Origin of the sequence: Aurantiacibacter odishensis (genome assembly GCF_003605195.1) — a bacterium.
Classification (GTDB): Bacteria; Pseudomonadota; Alphaproteobacteria; order Sphingomonadales; family Sphingomonadaceae; genus Alteraurantiacibacter; species Alteraurantiacibacter odishensis.
In genome coordinates this window covers 364826-383897 of the sequence record NZ_QYOS01000023.1, presented here as the reverse complement: position 1 = coordinate 383897, position 19072 = coordinate 364826, and the positions used below count along the sequence as shown (strand labels likewise).

Here is a 19072-nt window from a genome sequence, read left to right as displayed (position 1 = left end):
CATTGGCTGAGAAACCAGGAGATTTCCCATGGCAGGCGGATGGTCGCGCGATGGCGCGGTGCAGGACCAGATCGACGATACGGTAAGCGACGCTGTCGCCGCCGCACGCGCGCGCATTCCCAAGGGGGAAAGCGCCGAGTATTGCGACATCTGCGGCGAGGACATCCCCGAAAAGCGCCGCGAGGCCGTGCCCGGTGTTCGCACCTGTGTGGAATGCCAATCCGGAAAGGATAGCGCGGTGCGTCACTCGACGCTGAACCGGCGCGGTTCCAAGGACAGTCAGCTGCGCTGATGGCAAATCCGTTCATCTGGCTACAGCACGCGCTGCCACACCACGGAATCTCCCGCCTTGCTGGCAGGTTCGCGGGAAGCGAGACACCTTGGCTGAAGGACAGGCTGATCCGCCGCTTCATCGATGCCTACGATGTCGACATGACCGAGGCCGCACGCCCCGTCGAAGCCTATGCCAGCTTCAACGACTTTTTCACTCGCGAGCTGAAACCCGGCGCCCGACCGCTGGCCGATGCCGAGGAATTCGTCGTGTCCCCCGCCGATGGCGCGATCAGCCAGATCGGCCATATCGAGGAAGGGCGTATCTTTCAGGCCAAGGGGCGCGAGTTCACTGCGACACAGCTGCTGGGCGGCGACCCGGAGCTGGCCCGGCGGTTCGAAGGCGGCACATTTGCCACCATCTACCTTAGCCCGAAGGACTATCACCGCGTCCACATGCCTGCTGCGGGGGAACTGCTGGGCACCATCTACGTCCCGGGCGACCTGTTCAGCGTGAACCAGGTAACTGCAGAGAACGTCGACGACCTGTTCGCCCGCAACGAGCGGCTCGCCGCCCTGTTCGACGGGCCTCGCGGCTGTTTTGCCAGCGTCATGGTCGGCGCAATGATCGTGGCCGGGATCGAGACCGTATGGGGCGGTCGAGAGGCTGCACACGCTCCGCACCTTCGCCATCGCACCTTCTCCGATGGAGAGCATAACTTTGCCGCCGGAGACGAAATGGGCCGCTTCTTCCTCGGCTCCACCGTGGTTCTGCTGTTCGAGCCGGGTGTCGAATGGCTGGAGCAGTTCAGCGCAGGCGACAGCGTGCGCATGGGCCAGGCGCTGGGGCGCTGGGTTCAGCCGAAGGCGGGCGCATAGGTCAGCGTGGCGGAGGGGATTGGCGCGCCGAAACTCTTCACCTGCAAGTATTCGCCCAGTTCGCCTTCGAGTGTCAGCGGCGTGTGCTGGACATAGCCGAAGCGGGCATAAAGCGCCGGATCGCCCAGCACGGTAATCCCTTTGGCCCCGCGCGCCTTCATCGCCTGTTCGCCTGCGTCCATCAGTGCGCGGCCAATGCCTTCACCTTGCCGCGCGGGTTCCACGGCGATGGGGCCGAAGACCATCCACCCATCTTCCCCGTTGGATAACCTTGCGCTCGAATAGGTCACCTGGCCCACAATCTCGCCGTCCTCGACAGCCACCAGTGACAGCAGCAGGTCTCCGTCGGCCCGGAGCCGGTCGATCACGTCTGCCTCATCCCCGTCAGAATAGGGATGCCCCTCGAACGCGCGCAGCGTCATTGCGCGGATCGCCGGCTCATCGCCCGCGCGCTCCTCGCGGATGGTCCAGGTCACGCCAGCAGGTGCCCCGCGCGGTCGCGCTTGGTGGCGAGATAGCGGGTGTTGTGTGGGTTCGCAGGAAGTTCATGCGGCACCCGCTCGGTCACCTTTACCCCGGCATCCTCCAACGCGACGACCTTTTCGAGGTTGTTCGTCATCAACCGCACCCGGCCTATGCCGAGCAGGTCCAGCATCCGCGCCGCCAGCGGGAAATCGCGCGCTTCCTCCGGCAGGCCGAGGCGGCGATTGGCTTCCAGCGTGTCGAACCCCTCGTCTTGCAGGCGATAGGCGCGCAGCTTGTTGACGAGGCCGATGCCGCGCCCTTCCTGCCGCATGTAGAGAAGCACCCCCCAGCCGCCTTCGCTCGCCGCGGCGGACATGGCGGCGAGCGCATGGTCTAGCTGTGGACCGCAATCGCACTTGAGGCTGCCGAAGATGTCGCCCGTCAGGCATTCGGAATGCAGGCGGACGAGCGGCACCGTCTCCGTCGAACGCTGGCCCAGCACCAGCGCCACGTGCTCACGCATGTCTCCGGGAGAGCGGAAGACGACGATCTCGGCCTGCTCCTCGTGCGCGATGGGCAGATGCGCTCGGGTGGCGATGGCGAGGTTGGCAGGGACCTTCCACGCGGCGAGATCGACTGAGTGCAGGGTTGCGGGCTCGCCAGCCGGATCGGGATCGACCAGGAAAGCAGGCAGCATCCCTGCAATCCGCGCCAGCTCCATCGCCACTTTCGCCGCTGTCATCCATTCCAGCGGTTCGGCCAGGAACGGGCCTTTCAGCGGATTGACCGGATCGAGCGCCGGGTCCGCCACCGGCAAGGCGGCGTGAAGGTCCAGCGGGTCGGCGGCGCGCATCAGCACGGGCGAGTGACCATCGGCGGCAGGCCGCTGGTTGGTGAGCTTCAGCGTCTCTGCGCGGGCGGCGGATATCAGCAGGTGATCGGAGCGGGCGCTACGATCGAGCGCGGTCTCGACGGGCAGAAGGACGGGTGCGTCCCCAACCCTGATCGGCCAGCCGTGGCGCAGGGCGTCCACCGCTTGCGCTACGCGCCGTTCGGGCGATGGAGGCGATGCCTCGCTCAGAGGTCGAACTCCGTCATCAGCGGCACGTGGTCGCTCGGCTTTTCCCAGTCTCGCGTGTCCTCGGCGATGGAATGGGCGACGCTTTGCGCGGCCAGATCGGGCGATGCCCACATGTGATCGAGGCGCCGCCCGCGATCCTTGCCCTGCCAGTAGGTGCGGTAGGACCACCACGAATAGTTACGCTCCGGCGCGGGGATATGCTTGCGGCCAAGGTCGACCCAGTCGTGTGCGCCTTGCAGCAGGTCCAGCGTTTCGACCTCGAGCGGCGTGTGGCTGACGACTTTCAGCAGCGCCTTGTGGTCGTAGACGTCGCATTCCAGCGGCGCGATGTTGAAATCGCCCACCAGCAGCGTGGGCCTGTCGATCTTTTCGGCCCAGCGCGTCATGCGTTCGAGGAAGTCGAGCTTCTGCCCGAATTTCAGGTTCTTCTCCCGGTCGGGAATGTCGCCCCCTGCCGGGATGTACACGTTTTCCAGCACCAGCCCGTCGAGCGAAGGGAATTCGACGCCCACGTGCCGTGCCTCGCCGTTATCCTGCCAATCGTGACGGGAGAATTCCTGCATGGGGACGCGGCTGACCGTGGCGACGCCGTGGTAGCCTTTCTGCCCGTGCACCGCGATGTGCTCGTAGCCCAATTCCCTGAACGCCTCGTAGGGGAACTGCTGCTCCTGGCACTTGATCTCCTGCAGGCACAGCACGTCTGGCGCGTGTTCCTTCAGGTAGCGCTCAACGATGGGCATGCGCAGGCGGATCGAATTGATGTTCCAGGTGGTGATCTTGACCATGACTGCTGCCTAGTCGCGGGCAGCAGATAAAAAAACCCCCGTCGCGGGGGCATAATGCGACGGGGGTTCGTTTTTCGAGCGTTCGTCACGCTTCGCAAGAGAAACGGCTTTAATCGAGGTCAGGGCAACAGGGGGGAAACCCGCCTCACCGCGTCTCTATGCACTCAGAAGTAGGGGGAAGAGGCTGTCGCGGCAATGAATGACGTGTGTAATCTGTCGCAAATTTACAACCATTCACCTATGGACTGTTTATCCCGGACGGCGGGACGAACGGCGCGGGTCACGGAAACGGAACTCGCTGTCGGATACACTCATGCCATAGCGGTGATTGCGCAGGCGCACGGTCGTGCGCTGATTTTGCGAATCGAGCGCCACCCAGCTGTTCAGTTCCAGCCCGCCGGGGGCCGATGCCTTCTCTACGAAGATCAACGTCATCGTGGGGAATTCGGGACGGTCGGGATCGCTCACCGCAATAGATACGACGCCGTTGCGGTTGCCACCCTGCACACGGCCGTAGCGGGTGATGTCACGCTGCGGGTTCAGCAACGCGCCCAGCGGCGAATCGCCGATGGGATAACGCTCAACCTGGCTCACTTCGTAATCGATGATCGAAAGCGCACTGCCGTTTGAAACGACCAGCATGTTCACATCGTCGGAATACTCGAAGCGGATTTTGCCGGGGTTCTTCAGGGTCAGTTCGCCCGAAAGCACGTTGCCGACGCGGTCGGTCTGCGTGAAATCGGCGCGCATTGTGGAAATGCCGCGCAGCGCGCGGGCGGCGCGCTGCAACTGGTCTGCCTGGGCCTGGGCGGCAACCGGGGTAGCGGCGACCGAAAGGGTAGTCGGAACGGCAAACGCCATCGCGCCCAGGGCGGCGGCGATGGCGGGTGTGCGGATAATGTTTTTCAAGGCGTTCATAGTCTCACCAATTATGGACCCTCTGGGTACAGGTGAGGCATTGAACCGTCCGTGAACCCAGGAGGTTCCCCCCATTCAGGAAAACCGGGTTCGACAAAGCGCGGACCAAGCGTGCCCGAAGGCGTCTTACTTGATCTTGCCTTCCTTGTACTCGACGTGCTTCTTCGCAATCGGATCGTACTTGCGGAAGGTGAACTTTTCCGTGTGGTTGCGCGGGTTCTTCTTGGTCACGTAGAAGTGGCCGGTGCCTGCGCTGGAGTTCAGGCGGATCTTGATGGTTGCGGGCTTCGCCATGGTCTTGCCTTCAAAAAGTCTGGTAGGGGCGCATCTGGCCCGAAAATAATTGGGGCGACGCATCAGGCGCCGCCCATCGCGCGTGCCATTGGTAGAGAATCGGGGAAAAGTCAAGCTTGGTGAGCGCCCGAGCCGAAGGACAGGGCGAAGGCGGCCGGGCCTACAGGTCGATCTTTCCGCGCATCGCCTTCTTCTCGCCGTGGGCCTTCTTGCTGGCGAGGCGTTTTTTCTTGTTCAGCCGGTTCACGCGGGTCTTGGCGCGCTTCTTCGGCTCCTTGATCGCTTCCTCGATCATCGCCGCCATCCGCTCTCGCGCATCGCGCCGATTCGCGTCCTGCGTGCGGTGGCTGCGCGCGTCGATCACGATGTCGCCCGACTGACTGAGCCGGTTGCCGGCAATGTCCTTCAACCGGTGGAACACACGCGGTGGCAGGCCGAGGGCATAGATGTTGAAGCGCAGCTGCACGGCAGTCGCCACCTTGTTGACGTTCTGCCCGCCGGGGCCGGAGGCAGCGATAAAGCTCTCCTCCGCGATCTCGTGCGCCCGGTCGAGTATCCTGCCCATTCCCGGTCCTATCCGGCGCCCAGCTTCACGAAGTCGGCAGGCAGCGGCGCTTCGGCCACGATATCGGGCTTGCCCTCGCGCGGCATTACAAGTGCACTGGCGTGGAGCATGGTGCGCGAGACACGGGCATCCTTGTTGCCGTAGACAGGGTCCCCCAGCAGCGAACGCTTGAAGGCGTGCTCGGCATGGACGCGGATCTGGTGGGTGCGGCCCGTTTCCGGGCGGAATTCCACCAGCGTCAACCCGCCGTCCAGTTCCTTGCGCTTGGTCCAGTGCGTTATGGAGGGCTTGCCCTTCTTCGCCACGATCATCCGCCAGCCGCGCGCCTCGCTGCTGATCTTGGTTAGCGCGAGGTCGATGGTGCCTTCCTCCTCCTCCACCGGTCCGGCAACGATACCGAGGTAGGTCTTGGAGACGAGCTTTTCCTCGAAGGCCTTGTTGAAGCGTTTCAGCGCCTTGGGGTTGCGCGCCAGCAGCAGGCAGCCGGAAGTATCGGTATCGAGCCGGTGCACCGCCTGAGGCGCGCGCTGGAAGCCGAGCTTAAGCTGCTCGAGATGGTCCTCGAGGCTCGCTCCGCCCTTGCGCGGTGTCTCGATGGGGAGGCCAGCGGGCTTGTCGATGACGAGCGCCTCGCCGTCTTCGAAGAGAATGTCGATCTTGGTCATGAAAGCGCCTTTTCGATGCGATCCAGCGCTGTGTCCAGCACGGCCTCGTCCGCGGCAAAGCTGATGCGGAAGCCGTCCCTGCCACCGAACGCCGAGGCTGCGACGGTGGCAACGCCGTTGTCGAGCAGGTGCAGCGCCAGCTTGCCGTCGTCGCCGCCGAACGGCTCCATCAGCGGGGCAGCATCGACAAGGCAGTAGAACGCGCCGTCGGGGACGGGTGTGGAGAGGCCGGGGGTGGCGTTGATACGCGCCGCCACCATGTCGCGGCGGCGGCGGAAGGCATCGCGCCAGTCGGCAAGGAAATCCTGCGGCCCCTCGAACGCGGCGACGGCTGCGGCCTGCGATATGCTGGCGGGGTTGCCGCTGGAATTGCTCTGCAACTTGCCCATTGCGGAAATCAGCCAGTCGGGCCCGGTGGCCACTCCGATGCGAAAGCCCGTCATCGCATGGCTCTTGGAAACGCCGGAGACCGTAATGATGCGCTCCGCAAGGTCCGGGCAGAGCGCTGCCAGCGCGGCATGCGGCTCGTCCGAGTAGCGCAGCGGTGCGTAGATATCGTCTGACAGCACTAACACCTGCGGGTGGCGGCGCAGCACCTCGCCGATGCCGCGCAGCATGTCTGCCGAAAACACCGCGCCGGTGGGATTGCCGGGCGAGTTGAGCAGCAGCCAGTTGGTGCGCGGGGTAATCAGCGCCTCGAGTTCGCTGGGGCGGAAGCGGAAGCCGTCGCTGGCCGATGTGCGCAGCGGCACCACGGTGCCCCCTGCAAAGCGCACCATCTGCGGATAGCTGACCCACCACGGAGAAGGCACGATCACCTCGTCGCCGGGGCTGACGGTGGCGACAAGCGCCTCGAAGATCGCCTGCTTGCCGCCTGCCGTCACGATCACGTCCCGCGCCTCGGCAGCAATGCCGAGATCGCGGCGGAAATGCAGCGCGGCGGCTTCCTTCAGGCGCGTGGTGCCGGTGACGGGAGTGTAGCGCGTATCGCCAGCATCGAGCGCGGCCTTGGCGGCTGCGATGACGTGGAGCGGGGTGTCGAAATCCGGCTCTCCGACGCTCAGTGAGATGATGTCGCGGCCCTCGGCGCGAAGTTCGCTGGCCCGGTCGGTCATCGCCGTCGTGGGTGATGCCTCGATCCGCTGGAGTGCCTGGCTGAGGTGCTGCGCGCTCATGGCAGTTCCAGCGTCGCCGGAATCAGGCCACGCAGGGCATTGCCGATGAAAAAGCCGTTCTCTAGGTCTTCGAGCGCCACTTCGCCTTCGCGCGTCTTGCCGTCCTCGATCAGCGAGCGGCGCAGCACGCCGGGCAGAAGTCCGGCGGAGAGCGGCGGAGTGACGAGCGTTCCGTCGCGCTTCACGAACACGTTGGTCCAGCTGCCTTCCGTCACCATGCCGTCGCGCACCAACAAGGCTTCGACCGCGCCGACGCTCTTGGCGGTCGCCAGCGCCGCCTCGTAGAAGCTGCGGTCGCTGCTCTTGTGATAGAGCCGCCAGTCGTGCGCGACCGTGGGATGCGGTAGCAGCACGCAAGGCGCGGGATCGGGCAAGGGAGCTGGAAGGGGATGCGCCTCCAAGCTGACCGCGCCAGAACGCGAGAGCACGAGCCGCAGCTTCGCCGCCTCCTCCAGTTCGAAGCACAGCGCCTGGATGCGGTTGCGCGTTTCGTGCCGGTCGAAAGCGAAGCCCAGTTCCGCCGCGCTCGCCTTCATGCGTTCGAGGTGCATTTCGAGCAGCGGCGTGCCTGCCATCGGGTCGAAGCGCATCGTCTCGATCAGGTCGTGCCCGCCTGCCGCCCCGCGCACGAAAGCGCCTTTCACGAGGCATTCGCGCCATTCTTCCATGCCGTCGCTGTCGGCGACGATCGCCCCGCCCACGCCCAGCACGGCCTTGTGTCGCTGGTTCTCGCCCGGCGTCAGGCGGATGGTGCGGATCGCAACGTTGAAAGCGGCATCGCCACCGGCGTCGATACGTCCGATGCCGCCGCAATAGGGACCGCGGGCATCGCGCTCCACCTCGTCGATCAGTTCCATCGCGCGGATCTTGGGGGCGCCTGTGATGGAGCCGCAGGGGAAGATTGCGTGCAGCACGTCCACTGCGGTGCGGCCTTCCTTCAGGTCTGCCAGCACTGTCGTCGTCATGGTGTGGAGCGTGGGATAGGTCTCCACCTTGAAGGGATGTTCCACCCGTACGCTGCCGGCCTGTGCCACGCGGGAGAGATCGTTGCGCATCAGGTCGACGATCATCAGGTTCTCGGCCTTGTCCTTCACCGACCGGCTGAGCTGATCGCGCAGCGCCGCGTCCTCTGCCTCGGTGCCGCCGCGCGGGCGGGTGCCTTTCATCGGCTTCACCTTGGCGTGGCCATCGCGCAGGGCGAAGAACAGCTCGGGGCTGAAAGAGAGCAGCCAGTCCGATCCGTCGAACACGAGGCCCCCGTATCCGGCAGCCGCCGTGGGGCGGATCTTCGCATAGAGCGTCAGCGGGTCGCCCTTCGCCGGGCCTGCCAGCGGGAAGGTGAGATTGGCTTGGTAGATGTCGCCTGCGCGGATGGCTTCCTGCAACGTATCGAAAGCATCGAGGTAGGCACCGGTCGAGACTTGTGGATCGAGCGGGCCGATGCTCGCCTCGCCCCTGCACTTCGCCGCAAGCCAGCCCTCGACTTCGACAGCAGAAATGATCTCGGGATCGTCGAACAGGCCTAGCCACACCAGCGGCCCGACGGCCCCTGCACGCGCCGCGGCAAGTGGCACCAGCCTGCCTTCCAGCGCCAGACCCGCTTCGTAGGCGATATAGCCCGCCAAGTGCTTGCCGCTTGTCCGCCGCGCCGCGTCGGCTTCTGCCAGCACGCGCACGACCTCGTCCGCCCGCCGCGCCACGAAAACCTGTGAGGGTTTCGTGAAGCAGTGCGCATCGCTCGCACCATGGGCGCGTGCATCGTCCAGCAGCACAAAGGGGGACTTGCCATCCATCAGGCCCGCTCTAGGGTTCGCATCGGAATCCGGCAACAAGGTATTAGGGGCTAGAATGGCCGACATTTTTCTCGGTAACGATCTGAATGGAAACCGGCAGGCGCTGGACCTGTCGCGCGCGAACCGCCACGGCCTGATCGCAGGCGCGACGGGCACCGGCAAGACGGTAACCTTGCAGGGCATGGCCGAGAGTTTCTCCGCTGCCGGGGTGCCGGTGTTCGTGGCCGACGTGAAAGGCGACCTGTCAGGCATTGCCATGCCGGGTTCGCCCAAGTTCAAGCACGCCGACAAGCTGGAAGGCCGGGCGAAGGAACTCGGCATGGACGACTATGCCTATTCCGATAACCCGGTGGTGTTCTGGGACCTATACGGCAAGAACGGCCACCCCATCCGCACCACGGTATCGGAAATGGGGCCGCTGCTGCTGGCCCGCCTGCTGGACCTGAACGAGACGCAGGAAGGCGTGCTGCAGATCGTCTTCCGCTACGCCGACGAGAACAAGCTGCTGCTCCTCGATTTCGAGGACCTGCGCGCCATGCTCGCCTGGGCCTATGACAATTCCAAGGAACTGTCGGGCGAATACGGCAACGTATCGAAGCAGTCGGTCGGCGCGATCCAGCGCCAGTTGCTCAGTTTCGAATCGCAAGGGGCGGACCATTTCTTCGGCGAGCCTGCGCTGGAGATCGACGATTTCCTGACCGTGGACGAACAGGGTCGCGGCGTGGTGAACGTGCTGGCGGCAGAGGAACTGATGCGCAGTCCCAAGCTCTACGCCACGTTCCTGCTGTGGCTGCTGGCCGAACTGTTCGAGAGTCTGCCCGAAGTGGGAGATCCGGAAAAGCCAAAGCTGGTGTTCTTCTTCGACGAGGCGCACCTGCTTTTCGACGATGCGCCCGATGCCCTGCAGGACACCATCGAGCGGGTGGTGCGGCTGATCCGTTCGAAGGGCGTGGGCGTCTATTTCGTGACGCAGAACCCCATCGACATTCCGGAGGAAGTGGCGGGCCAGCTGGGCAACCGGGTGCAGCACGCCCTGCGCGCTTTCACCCCGAAGGATCAGCGCGCCATCAAGGCGGCTGCGGAGACGTTTCGCATCAATCCCGATCTGGACGTGGCAGAGGCCATCACGCAGTTGCGCGTTGGCGAGGCGCTGGTCTCGACGCTGGACGAGGAAGGCGCGCCCACTGTGGTGCAGCGCACACTGATCAAACCGCCGCGTTCGCGCCTTGGCCCTGTGAACGCGAAGGAGCGCGCGATCATCCAGTCGGTCAGCCCGTTCGACGGGAAGTACGACGAGCGCGTCGACCGCGAGAGCGCAGAGGAAGTGCTGGCGCAGAAGACACTGGATGCCGCGAAGACGGCGGAAGAAGTGGAAGAGAAGGGCGTGGAGGAAGTGCGCAAGCAGCCGCGCAAGACCGCCTCCATGTGGGAGAAGGCCGGCAAGAGCGCCGTGAAGGCGGCGACTGGCTCGCTGGCCTCGATTGCCGTGGCGACGGCGCTCGGCAAGAAATCCAGTGCGGATCCGGTGCGCACGGGCCTCAATGCCTTCGTGCGCAATATCCTCGGCGGTTTGATGCGTTAGAGCGGTAGCCTGATTTCGGCCAACAGCCCGACGATGGCGCCATCCTCTCCGTTCACATTTGACAAGACCAGCGTGCCGCCGTGCTGTTCGGCAATGGCGCGGGCCAGGGTCAGGCCGAGGCCCGCGCCGCCGGTTTCCCGGCTGCGCGAGGTTTCGCCGCGCGTGAACGGCTCCGTCATGTGGGCGATCTGGTCTTCGGGAATGCCCGGCCCCGCATCGGCGATGCGGATAACGGCCTGGTCGTTTTCCCTGGTCAGGCTGATGCGAGCCTCACTGCCGTAGCGCAGGGCATTGCCGACAAGGTTGCGAATGGCGCGGCGCAGCCAGGTGGCGCGCACGGGCAAGGCCACGCGCTCGGTCTCGCCCAGGGCGACATCTTCCCCCATGTCCTCGTATTCGTCCACCACCGAGGCGATGAGGGCGGAGAGTTCGGTCCGCTCCAGCGGGTCGCTCGGCCTGCCCACGCGGGCGAGGGACAGGATGTCGTCGAGCGAATGGGTGATGTCCTCGATCGTGGCGGCCATCTTCGCGCGCTCGGCTTCGTCGTCCACGCTTTCGATCCGCACCCGCAGTGCGGCGAGCGGCGTCTTCAGGTCGTGCCCGATTGCACCAAGCATCACGTCCTTCTCGTCGAGCAGCCCGGCGATGCGCGCTTCCATGGCGTTATGGGCAGTGATCAGGCGGCGGGTGTCTTCCGGGCCGGACGGTTCCATCGGCGGCGCACCGTCCGCCACTCCGCCGAAGCGTTCTACTCGCCGGGTCAGCGCGGCCAGCGGGCGGGTAATACGGCGCAGCAACAGGTAAAGACCGCCAACCATCACGAGGTAAAGGATCAGCGTCTGCATGATGATCCCTACCATCGTACTGCGGGGGCGTTCGGGGCGCGGGGCCCGGGCGATCAACCACTGGTCCTCGCCTGCGCGCTTCATCCCCGCCACGACGAGTTCACCACCGGGGTCCCACCGGTTGCGCAAGAAGCGCCCACCCCGGCGCAGGCCGTCCATAATGTATCTGTCACGCGAAACCTCGCGCGAGATGACGACGAGTTCACTCACGGCAACACCTTGCGATTCGAGCACTTGGTGCAGCGCCCGTTCCCTCTCGCGGTTGCGGCTCTCGCCCTGTAGCTGTGGAGACTCCAACGCCCGCTCTATGCGAAGGCGGCGGCGTTCCTGGCGGTCCGCCCTCTGATCGTCGCGGGTCGCGAATTCGATGCGCGGATCGGCAACCAGCTGGAAAGCCAGTTCGTTGACGAGACCGTTCTCAATCCTTCGTTCTTCCGCCTGGTAGCGCAACACCAGCGAAATCGACTGCGCCACGAGCAGCGCCAGCGCCACCGAAAGCAGCATCTGGCCCAGCAGGCTTCTCGGGAGGAAGCGACGGATCATGCCTGACCTGCTCTGCCAGTCAGTCCGTTACGGGCACGAAGCGTTTCACTTCCGCCGCCAGCATGTAGCCACCGCCCCAAACCGTCTGGATCAGCTTCGGATCGCGGCTGTCGACTTCGACCTTGCGGCGTAGGCGACTGATCTGGTTGTCCACCGCGCGGTCGAACAGGTGCGCCTCGCGCCCCTGCACCATGTCGAGCAGGCGATCGCGGTCCATCACCTGCTGCGGATGATCGAGCAGGGCGACCAGCAAGCGGAATTCGGCAGACGAGATCGGCACGACCGTGCCTTCCGGATCGGTAAGGCGGCGCTTCAGGGGATCGAGATGCCATCCCTCGAATTCGTAATGCGCTTCGGTATCGGTCTGCGCAGCGCCGTTCTTGCCAGCCCGGCGCAGGACGGAGCGGATGCGGGCGACCAGTTCGCGCGGCTCGAAGGGTTTCACCACGTAATCGTCTGCGCCGATTTCCAGCCCCACGATACGGTCCATCGCCTCTCCCTTCGCTGTCAGGAAGATTACCGGCAGCTTGCGGCTTTCGACGAGGTGGCGACACAGCGAAATGCCATCCTCTCCCGGCATCATGATATCTAGCAGGATGAGATCGGGCACTTCCTCCAGCAAGGCGGAGCGCGCCTTCGCCGCGTCGCTGGCCTGACGCACGGCAAACCCCTGGCGCGACAGGTAGTCGGCCAGGGGTTCACGCAGGCTGGCTTCGTCATCCACCAGCAGCACTCTTACGGAACTATCGCTCATCCGCGGTTCTGGCGGCGCTCGGCGCGACGCTCGCTGCGCTGTTCGCGGCGTTCCTCGGCAGTCACGGTGCCGTCGTTGTCGGCATCGGCGCTGTCGAACCGGGTGAGGGCGGCGCTTGTGAACTCGGCTTCGCTGATCGTGCCGTCGTTGTCGGTATCGGCGCGGGCCATCATCATGCCGCGCATACCGCCACCACGGCGGCCCATGCGGTGACCGCGACGGCCTTCGCGTTCACCGGCTTCGGTGCCGCGTTCTGCGCGGCGCTCTGCGCGGCGTTCCTGCATGGTGTCGCGGGCGGCCTGCGATTCCTCGAAGGTGAGCATGCCGTCGCCATTTGCATCCATCCGGTCGAAGCGGGCACGGGCGCGAGCCTCGCGGTCAGCCTCATCTATAACGCCATCGTCGTTGGCATCCATGCGAGCGAACTGCGCGGCAGCACGGGCTTCGGCATCGGCGCGGGTCATGTCGGCACCGCGTTCTGGACGGTCCTGCGCGATGGCGGCACCGCCGACGGTGAGGCCGGTTGCTGCCAGGGCGAGAATCAGGGTCTTCTTCATGGTCACTCTCCAAGTCTAATCGGTAGAGCAACGGGCCGCCGGCTTGAAGGGGGAGGAGGATATCCGGCGTCCCGCCACTCTCAGTGACCGGTTATAGGAGAGCAATGTCGCAGGACTTTGCCGTGCGAGAACAGATTTGTCGCAGTTTGTCGCGCTGGGGCAGGCCCGTTAATCTGGCCGCCAGATTGCCGCTGCAAGGCCGCCCTAGAGCGGCTTGCAGGCCTCTTCCAGCCACGCCAGCGCATCGCCTTCCACCTGCGGGGCAAGCACCTCGCGCACCTTGGCGTGATAGCTGTTCCACCACTCGATCTCGGCCGGGCTGAGCAGGCTGCGATCCACCAATGTGCGGTCGATCGGCGCGAAAGTCAGCGTTTCGAAGCCGAGCCACTCGCCTTCGCCGCCCGGAATCTCGCGCTTCTCCACCAGCACCAGGTTCTCGATGCGGATGCCATATTCGTTGGCCTTGTAGTAGCCCGGCTCGTTGGAGAGGATCATGCCTGCCATCAGCGGCTGGTCGGTACCGGCCTGCGATCCGCGCGGCTTGGCGATGCGCTGCGGCCCTTCGTGCACGCCCAGGAACGCGCCGACGCCGTGGCCGGTGCCGTGGGCATAGTCCACGCCAGCCATCCACAGGTGCTGGCGCGCCAGCGCATCCAGCGCAGAGCCGGGCGTGCCGGGCGGGAAGGTCTGCATGTCGAGCGCGATGTGGCCCTTCAGCACGCGGGTGAAGCGGTCGCAAACCTCTGCGGGCGGCGCGTCGGGGCCGACCCAGATGGTGCGCGTGATATCGGTGGTGCCGTCGGGATACTGCCCGCCTGAATCGACAAGGTACACACTGTTCGGCTCCAGCCGGATGTTACTTTGCTCGTCCACGCGGTAGTGCGGGCTTGCGCCATTGGGGCCTGCGCCGCTGATGGTATCGAACGAGAGGTCGCGCAGCAGGTCCGAATTCGTCTTGCGCAGTTCGTGCAGCTTGGCGGCGGCAGAAAGCTCGTCCACCTTGCCCTGCGGCGCTTCGACCGAAAGCCAGTGGAGGAACTGCGTGATCGCCACGCCGTCGCGCGCCTGGGCGTTGCGGTGGCCCTGCTGTTCGGCGGGCGTCTTGATCGCCTTCGGCAGCACAGTGGGATCGTCCTTCGTCACGATCTCGGCACCGACATCGTCGAGCCGCTGGAAGATCGCCGCGACCGAACGCTGCGGATCGGCGGCCACGCGCTTGCCTGCCATTTCGGCGAAGGCATCGGAAAACTCGTCACGCGGGCGGATGCGCACGGCATTGCCCAGCGCCTGCGCCACTTCGGCGGGCACTTTGTCCGGGGCGATGAACCAGTCCGCAGTCCCGTCCGACTGCACGAACAGGTAGGACAATGCCACCGGCGTATGGTCCACGTCGGCGCCGCGAATGTTGAGCGTCCAGGCGACCGAATCGAGCGCGCTGATCACCACCGCGTCGAGCTTTTCCTTCTTCAGCCACTCGGCGATTTCACCGCGCTTCTCTGCGCTGGAGCGGCCTGCGAGCTTGTCGTCCTGCACGTAGGCCGGGGCGGGCGATGGCTCGGGCTGATCGTCCCACACGGCATCCAGCGGGTTGCTATCGACCGGTACTAGTTCGGCACCGACTTCTTCCAGCTTTTTCGCCATGGCATTGGCCCACCCGCGCGTGTGCAGCCAAGGGTCGTAGGCGATGCGGGTGCCTTCTCCGGCGTTCTCGGCCAGCCAGTCCGCCATCGAATCGTCGGGAACGCTCTTGTACTCGTAAAGCTGCCCGCTCACCTGCTGGCGTACCTGCAGGGTATAGCGGCCATCGACGAACATCGCGGCCTTGTCCTTAAGAACTGCCGCACTGCCCGCAGAACCGCCGAAGCCCGTCAGCCACGCCAAACGCTGGGCATAGGCACCCACGTATTCGCTCAGGTGCTCGTCACTGATCGGGATTACGAACCCATCAAGATCGCGGCGGGCGAGTTCCTTGCGCAGGGCATCGAGGCGGGCTTCGTGGGTTTGCATCAGCATTTCGTCGTCTTTCCGGTTTCGGAGGAAACAATTAGGCGTTACCGACGCGACATAGGCCTTCACCGTGCGGGTTTCCACCCGCAGCACGGCAAGCCGGAGCAGGAGCACGTCAATCCATGTCGATCTTTCGCAACATCACCCTTGTCGCCGCAGCCGCCGTTGCTACGTCGATGCCGGCAAAAGCACAGGACAGCGATTTGAACTACGACACCAGCATCCAGCCGCCCCGCGCCGAACAGCGCGAATATAGCTACACGCGCCACGGCATCACCGTGTCGGACCCGTGGGCGTGGCTGCGCGATGATAGCTACCCCACGATCGATGACGAGGACGTGCTCGACTACGTCCGTGCCGAGAACGCCTATTTCGAGGCGCAGATGGCAGGCCAGCGCGGGCTGGTGGACGAACTCTTCACCGAAATGCGCGCCCGCATCAAGGAAGCCGACGCCAGCGTGCCGCAACGCGACGGCGACTACGAGTACTGGACCGAGTTCGAGGAGGGCGCACAGTATCTCAAGTACTATCGCCGCCCGGTTGCAGGCGGCGATGCACAACTGATTCTCGATGGCCCGGCCCTGGCCGAGGGGCAGGAGTACTTCAGCCTCGGTGCTTTCTCCGTCAGCGAGAACGGGCGCTATCTCGCCTATTCGACGGATACGACCGGCGGCGAATTCTACACCGGCTTCATCAAGGACCTGGAAACCGGGGAATTGCTGGAAGACCGGATCGCGGACGTGAACACCGGCCTGATCTGGGCCGCGAACGACACCGTGCTGGTCTATGGCCGCGCCAATGAGAACTGGCGCGTGGATCGTGTCCTGGCACACACGATCGGCCAACCTGCGGAAAGCGACATTGAACTCTATCACGAGGAAACACTGGGCTACACCGCTTCGCCCGGCATCTCCTCGAACCGCGAATGGCTGGTGATCGCGACGGGCGACAACGAAACGAGCGAGGTGATGTTCACCTCCATCGACGATCCCACGGGCGATCTGACCGTCATCAAGCCGCGCCAGGTCGGCGTCGAATACTCCGCCGATTTCCACGACGATACGATCTACATCTGGACCAACGACGAACACGTCAATTTCCGCCTCGCCACCGCGCCGCTGAGCAATCCGGGCGAGTGGACGACGCTGATCGAGGGCTCGGACGAATTCTACCTGACCGGTTTAGACCTGTTCAAGGATTTCTACGTCACCGAAGGTCGCCTGAACGGCCTCGACCAGGTGCAGGTGCGCTATTACGATGATCCGTCGCGGGTGGAATCGATCGATTTCCCCGAAGCGGCCTACGATGCAGGCGTGGCGAACAATCCAGAATGGGACGTGGACCGCATCCGCCTCGCCTACGAAAGCCTGATCACGCCCGACACCGTCTACGACTACCACGTTGCCAGCCGTGAGCTGGAAACGCTGAAGGTGCAGGAAATCCCCAGCGGCTTCGATCCCTCGCTTTACACCGTGGAGCGGCTGGAAGTGCGTGCGCGCGACGGAGCGATGGTTCCGGTGTCCATCGTCTACCGCAAGGATCGTGAAATGGGCGGGCCGCTGCACCTCTATGCCTACGGCGCCTATGGCTACGCCGTGCCACCGGGGTTCTCCACGTCGCGGTTCAGCATGATCGACCGCGGTATGGCGTACGCCATTGCGCACATCCGCGGCGGCGATGATCTGGGCCGCAACTGGTATCTCCAGGGCAAGATGGAAGAGCGGACCAACACCTTCAACGACTTCGTCGACGTTGGGCGCGGTCTGGTGGAGATGGGCTACACCGCCGAAGGCATGGTCAGCGCGAGCGGCGGCTCTGCCGGTGGCGAACTGATGGGCGCGGTGGTGAACCAGGACCCGGCGCTGTTTGGCGCGGTGGTGTCACACGTGCCCTTCGTCGACGTGCTCAACACCATGCTGGACGACAGCCTGCCGCTCACGCCCGGCGAATGGCCCGAATGGGGCAACCCGATCGAGAGCAAGGCGGCTTTCACCCACCTGCTCAGCTATTCGCCCTACGATCAGGTAACGCGGCAGGACTATCCGCCGATGCTGGTGACTGCGGGCCTCAACGATCCGCGTGTTACCTACTGGGAGCCTGCCAAGTGGGTCGCCAAGCTGCGCGAGTACAAGACCGACGAGAATATCCTGCTGCTGAAGACCAACATGGGTGCAGGACACGGTGGCCGCTCCGGCCGCTGGGAAGGTCTGCGCGAGACGGCGGAGGAAGTTGCCTTCATCCTCTGGCAACTAGGCGTCGAGGAATAGCGGCGTAGCGCCAGGACAGGCCGGGCTCTCCGCCATTGATCTTGCGGTGCAGTTCGGCGACGATCCGGGCCAGCCGGGGATCGATGCGGGCGAGCTTGCTGTACAGGCCGGGATTGGCCTGTATCAGGCCGAAGCCTGCCACCTTGCCGTAGAAAATAGGCGTATTCTTCGGCAGGCTGTCGATGTCGAATCCCTCGCTCAGCGTCCAGCGCAGAGCCAGTTTCTGGCTGTTGAACATGGCATAGAGAGCATCGGCGTGTGGACGCAGATCCTCATCGCTGAAAACAGCCAGCAGGCGTGCGGGCAGGACGATGTTCCAGCCATCAGACCTGTCCTGCAAGGCAGCCATCCAGGCGAGCACTTCGGGCACCAGGGCGCTCTGGAGGTGGGCGGGTTCTCTCTCGAGAAATTCGATCAATTCGCGTTCGCGCCAGCCCGGTTCGAGGTTTCCGCGCAGCCTGCTCAGAAACACAGGCAGATCCTCGCGCAAGGCCGTTTCGTAGTCACGCCGCACGGCAGCGATCCTGCGGGCCTCGGCCAGTAATTCCTCGAAGCCCTCGCGGGAAAAGATGCCTCCGCCCTCCGGACGAGGAGCAAGCAGGAGGGCAACACCCTCGCGCCCCGGAACTTCGGGCAATTCGATGCTTGGCTGCCTGGTCCGGGCGAAGCCCGCCTGCCAGCGGTTGTAGGCCGAGCCGGTGATCGACGTGAAGCGGAAGAACGTGGCCAGAGGCAGCGGCACGATACATTCGGGCGCTCCGTATACAAGCCGCGTCTTGCCCTCGCGCGCCCTTGCCGTGAGGTGCCTGAGGCCCGTCACCAGCCCGAACGGTGCGCGATAGGTGCCGCGCGACAACGTCAGCCCGGCATGGGGCCTCGGGGCATTCTTCCAGATCAGCAAGCTGCCGTGATCGAGGTCTTCCAGCGTCCATTGCGACGGCATCTCGTCCGCGAGTTCTCCTCGCAATGTCGCGGCATCGTCAGGCGCAAGCCAGAAATAGCGACGGGACTTCGCGCCGCGCGAATGCCCCGGGTCGTAGACACTGCCGATGTCGCAGGAGAGCAATATCTGGCGGCCGTCCCCGATGCCGCGTTCCAGCAACACCGGGCTGTCGCCGGGCGAAATCGGCGCGAACCTGGCCTGTCGTCGTCGGAGGTGCGCCAGCCAAGGGCGGCCGCCGCATAGCTGGATCGCAAACAGCGCGGCATAACTGCCGGGCAGCACGCCCCATAGCGGATGCAGACGCCCCTGCCAGACTTCGGCGGCAAGCAGCACCATCGCGGCGAAGATTGCCGCCGCCTGGATCAGCGGTACGCGCAGAGCCAGCAGGAACCAGCACACAACAGGCAGCGAGAGCAGTAAGCCGAGAATCGCGGCAAGCGCCAGCAGTCCGATCCACCAGTCGCTCGACTCGGTTGAGGCTGCGCTGCCGACGATGCCGAAGCTGGCCATTGCCACGATCCCCAGCAGCATCAATGGCAGGAACAGCGGGTGGTAGGGCAACGGCACGGTGAAGTAGAAAACCCAGCGGAAGCCCAGCCGTTTGCCGAGCGCACCGAAGGGCGCGAGCGCAGATTGCGACCGGGTGTTCGACTTTTTCACGCCAGCCATTATGCCATGAAGACA

18 protein-coding genes are annotated in these 19072 nt (G+C 64.7%); 4 read left to right on the top strand and 14 right to left on the bottom strand.

Features of this window, described 5'->3' with window-relative positions:
* The first annotated feature begins 28 nt into the window (after positions 1-28).
* Both D4Q51_RS08925 and asd read left to right on the top strand, forming a co-directional pair.
* Positions 29-292, top strand: coding sequence for a DksA/TraR family C4-type zinc finger protein (locus D4Q51_RS08925; protein WP_120077392.1), 264 nt, complete (start codon positions 29-31; stop codon positions 290-292).
* The gene (gene asd / locus D4Q51_RS08920) at positions 292-1149 is read left to right on the top strand and encodes an archaetidylserine decarboxylase (protein ID WP_120077391.1); all 858 of its coding nucleotides are present in this window, start codon (positions 292-294) and stop codon (positions 1147-1149) included. The genes D4Q51_RS08925 and asd overlap by 1 nt, the downstream gene beginning before the upstream one ends.
* On the opposite strand, the gene D4Q51_RS08915 is transcribed toward asd, so the two are convergent.
* The 9 genes from D4Q51_RS08915 to pabB all read right to left on the bottom strand — a co-directional run bounded on the left by D4Q51_RS08915 (position 1128) and on the right by pabB (position 8890).
* Positions 1128-1625: a GNAT family N-acetyltransferase gene (locus tag D4Q51_RS08915; protein WP_120077390.1), complete on the bottom strand. Its 498-nt coding sequence runs from the start codon at positions 1623-1625 to the stop codon at positions 1128-1130. The genes asd and D4Q51_RS08915 overlap by 22 nt on opposite strands.
* The gene (ribA, locus tag D4Q51_RS08910) at positions 1622-2647 is read right to left on the bottom strand and encodes a GTP cyclohydrolase II (protein WP_240624642.1); all 1026 of its coding nucleotides are present in this window, start codon (positions 2645-2647) and stop codon (positions 1622-1624) included. The genes D4Q51_RS08915 and ribA overlap by 4 nt, the downstream gene beginning before the upstream one ends.
* A 44-nt stretch (positions 2648-2691) precedes the next feature.
* A complete protein-coding gene (xth, locus tag D4Q51_RS08905; protein WP_120077389.1) occupies positions 2692-3480 on the bottom strand; it encodes an exodeoxyribonuclease III in 789 nt (262 codons plus the stop codon).
* Between the two features lie 249 nt (positions 3481-3729).
* Entirely contained in the window at positions 3730-4398 is a 669-nt protein-coding gene (locus tag D4Q51_RS08900) for a LolA family protein (RefSeq protein WP_120077388.1), read from the bottom strand.
* A 126-nt stretch (positions 4399-4524) separates the two neighbouring features.
* Positions 4525-4692, bottom strand: coding sequence for a 50S ribosomal protein L33 (rpmG, locus tag D4Q51_RS08895; protein WP_120077387.1), 168 nt, complete (start codon positions 4690-4692; stop codon positions 4525-4527).
* Positions 4693-4852: 160 nt separating this feature from the next.
* On the bottom strand, positions 4853-5257 hold the full coding sequence (arfB, locus tag D4Q51_RS08890; protein ID WP_120077386.1) for an alternative ribosome rescue aminoacyl-tRNA hydrolase ArfB: 405 nt from the start codon (positions 5255-5257) through the stop codon (positions 4853-4855).
* A gap of 8 nt (positions 5258-5265) precedes the next feature.
* The gene (locus tag D4Q51_RS08885) at positions 5266-5922 is read right to left on the bottom strand and encodes an RluA family pseudouridine synthase (RefSeq protein WP_120077385.1); all 657 of its coding nucleotides are present in this window, start codon (positions 5920-5922) and stop codon (positions 5266-5268) included.
* Positions 5919-7097: a pyridoxal phosphate-dependent aminotransferase gene (locus D4Q51_RS08880; protein WP_240624641.1), complete on the bottom strand. Its 1179-nt coding sequence runs from the start codon at positions 7095-7097 to the stop codon at positions 5919-5921. The genes D4Q51_RS08885 and D4Q51_RS08880 overlap by 4 nt, the downstream gene beginning before the upstream one ends.
* Positions 7094-8890, bottom strand: a complete 1797-nt coding sequence (pabB, locus tag D4Q51_RS08875) for an aminodeoxychorismate synthase component I (RefSeq protein ID WP_120077384.1) — start codon at positions 8888-8890, stop codon at positions 7094-7096. The genes D4Q51_RS08880 and pabB overlap by 4 nt, the downstream gene beginning before the upstream one ends.
* A 55-nt stretch (positions 8891-8945) precedes the next feature.
* On the opposite strand from pabB, the gene D4Q51_RS08870 reads away from it, so the two are divergent.
* Positions 8946-10472 (top strand): helicase HerA-like domain-containing protein, encoded by a 1527-nt coding sequence (locus tag D4Q51_RS08870; RefSeq protein ID WP_120077383.1) that lies wholly within the window; start codon positions 8946-8948, stop codon positions 10470-10472.
* Here D4Q51_RS08870 and D4Q51_RS08865 read toward each other — a convergent pair.
* The 4 genes from D4Q51_RS08865 to D4Q51_RS08850 form a co-directional block, all read right to left on the bottom strand.
* A complete protein-coding gene (locus tag D4Q51_RS08865) occupies positions 10469-11860 on the bottom strand; it encodes an ATP-binding protein (RefSeq protein WP_240624640.1) in 1392 nt (463 codons plus the stop codon). The genes D4Q51_RS08870 and D4Q51_RS08865 overlap by 4 nt on opposite strands.
* Positions 11861-11879: 19 nt before the next feature.
* The gene (locus D4Q51_RS08860; RefSeq protein ID WP_120077382.1) at positions 11880-12614 is read right to left on the bottom strand and encodes a response regulator; all 735 of its coding nucleotides are present in this window, start codon (positions 12612-12614) and stop codon (positions 11880-11882) included.
* Entirely contained in the window at positions 12611-13171 is a 561-nt protein-coding gene (locus D4Q51_RS08855) for an EF-hand domain-containing protein (protein ID WP_120077381.1), read from the bottom strand. Before D4Q51_RS08855 ends, D4Q51_RS08860 begins: the two co-directional genes overlap by 4 nt.
* Positions 13172-13375: 204 nt before the next feature.
* Positions 13376-15184, bottom strand: a complete 1809-nt coding sequence (locus D4Q51_RS08850) for an aminopeptidase P family protein (RefSeq protein ID WP_120077380.1) — start codon at positions 15182-15184, stop codon at positions 13376-13378.
* 170 nt (positions 15185-15354) lie between these two features.
* On the opposite strand from D4Q51_RS08850, the gene D4Q51_RS08845 reads away from it, so the two are divergent.
* Positions 15355-17445, top strand: a complete 2091-nt coding sequence (locus tag D4Q51_RS08845) for a S9 family peptidase (RefSeq protein ID WP_120077490.1) — start codon at positions 15355-15357, stop codon at positions 17443-17445.
* Here D4Q51_RS08845 and D4Q51_RS08840 read toward each other — a convergent pair.
* Positions 17414-19057 (bottom strand): hypothetical protein, encoded by a 1644-nt coding sequence (locus tag D4Q51_RS08840; RefSeq protein WP_120077379.1) that lies wholly within the window; start codon positions 19055-19057, stop codon positions 17414-17416. The genes D4Q51_RS08845 and D4Q51_RS08840 overlap by 32 nt on opposite strands.
* Positions 19058-19072: the final 15 nt, after the last annotated feature.

Coding starts and splice junctions, on each gene's coding strand:
- rpmG (WP_120077387.1), bottom strand. CDS start 4,692: ATGGCGAAGCCCGCAACCATCAAGATCCGCCTGAACTCCAGCGCAGGC.
- D4Q51_RS08925 (WP_120077392.1), top strand. CDS start 29: ATGGCAGGCGGATGGTCGCGCGATGGCGCGGTGCAGGACCAGATCGAC.
- D4Q51_RS08850 (WP_120077380.1), bottom strand. CDS start 15,184: ATGCTGATGCAAACCCACGAAGCCCGCCTCGATGCCCTGCGCAAGGAA.
- xth (WP_120077389.1), bottom strand. CDS start 3,480: ATGGTCAAGATCACCACCTGGAACATCAATTCGATCCGCCTGCGCATG.
- D4Q51_RS08845 (WP_120077490.1), top strand. CDS start 15,355: ATGCCGGCAAAAGCACAGGACAGCGATTTGAACTACGACACCAGCATC.
- D4Q51_RS08840 (WP_120077379.1), bottom strand. CDS start 19,057: ATGGCTGGCGTGAAAAAGTCGAACACCCGGTCGCAATCTGCGCTCGCG.
- D4Q51_RS08865 (WP_240624640.1), bottom strand. CDS start 11,860: ATGATCCGTCGCTTCCTCCCGAGAAGCCTGCTGGGCCAGATGCTGCTT.
- D4Q51_RS08900 (WP_120077388.1), bottom strand. CDS start 4,398: ATGAACGCCTTGAAAAACATTATCCGCACACCCGCCATCGCCGCCGCC.
- D4Q51_RS08880 (WP_240624641.1), bottom strand. CDS start 7,097: ATGAGCGCGCAGCACCTCAGCCAGGCACTCCAGCGGATCGAGGCATCA.
- asd (WP_120077391.1), top strand. CDS start 292: ATGGCAAATCCGTTCATCTGGCTACAGCACGCGCTGCCACACCACGGA.
- D4Q51_RS08870 (WP_120077383.1), top strand. CDS start 8,946: ATGGCCGACATTTTTCTCGGTAACGATCTGAATGGAAACCGGCAGGCG.
- D4Q51_RS08855 (WP_120077381.1), bottom strand. CDS start 13,171: ATGAAGAAGACCCTGATTCTCGCCCTGGCAGCAACCGGCCTCACCGTC.
- pabB (WP_120077384.1), bottom strand. CDS start 8,890: ATGGATGGCAAGTCCCCCTTTGTGCTGCTGGACGATGCACGCGCCCAT.
- D4Q51_RS08860 (WP_120077382.1), bottom strand. CDS start 12,614: ATGAGCGATAGTTCCGTAAGAGTGCTGCTGGTGGATGACGAAGCCAGC.
- D4Q51_RS08885 (WP_120077385.1), bottom strand. CDS start 5,922: ATGACCAAGATCGACATTCTCTTCGAAGACGGCGAGGCGCTCGTCATC.
- arfB (WP_120077386.1), bottom strand. CDS start 5,257: ATGGGCAGGATACTCGACCGGGCGCACGAGATCGCGGAGGAGAGCTTT.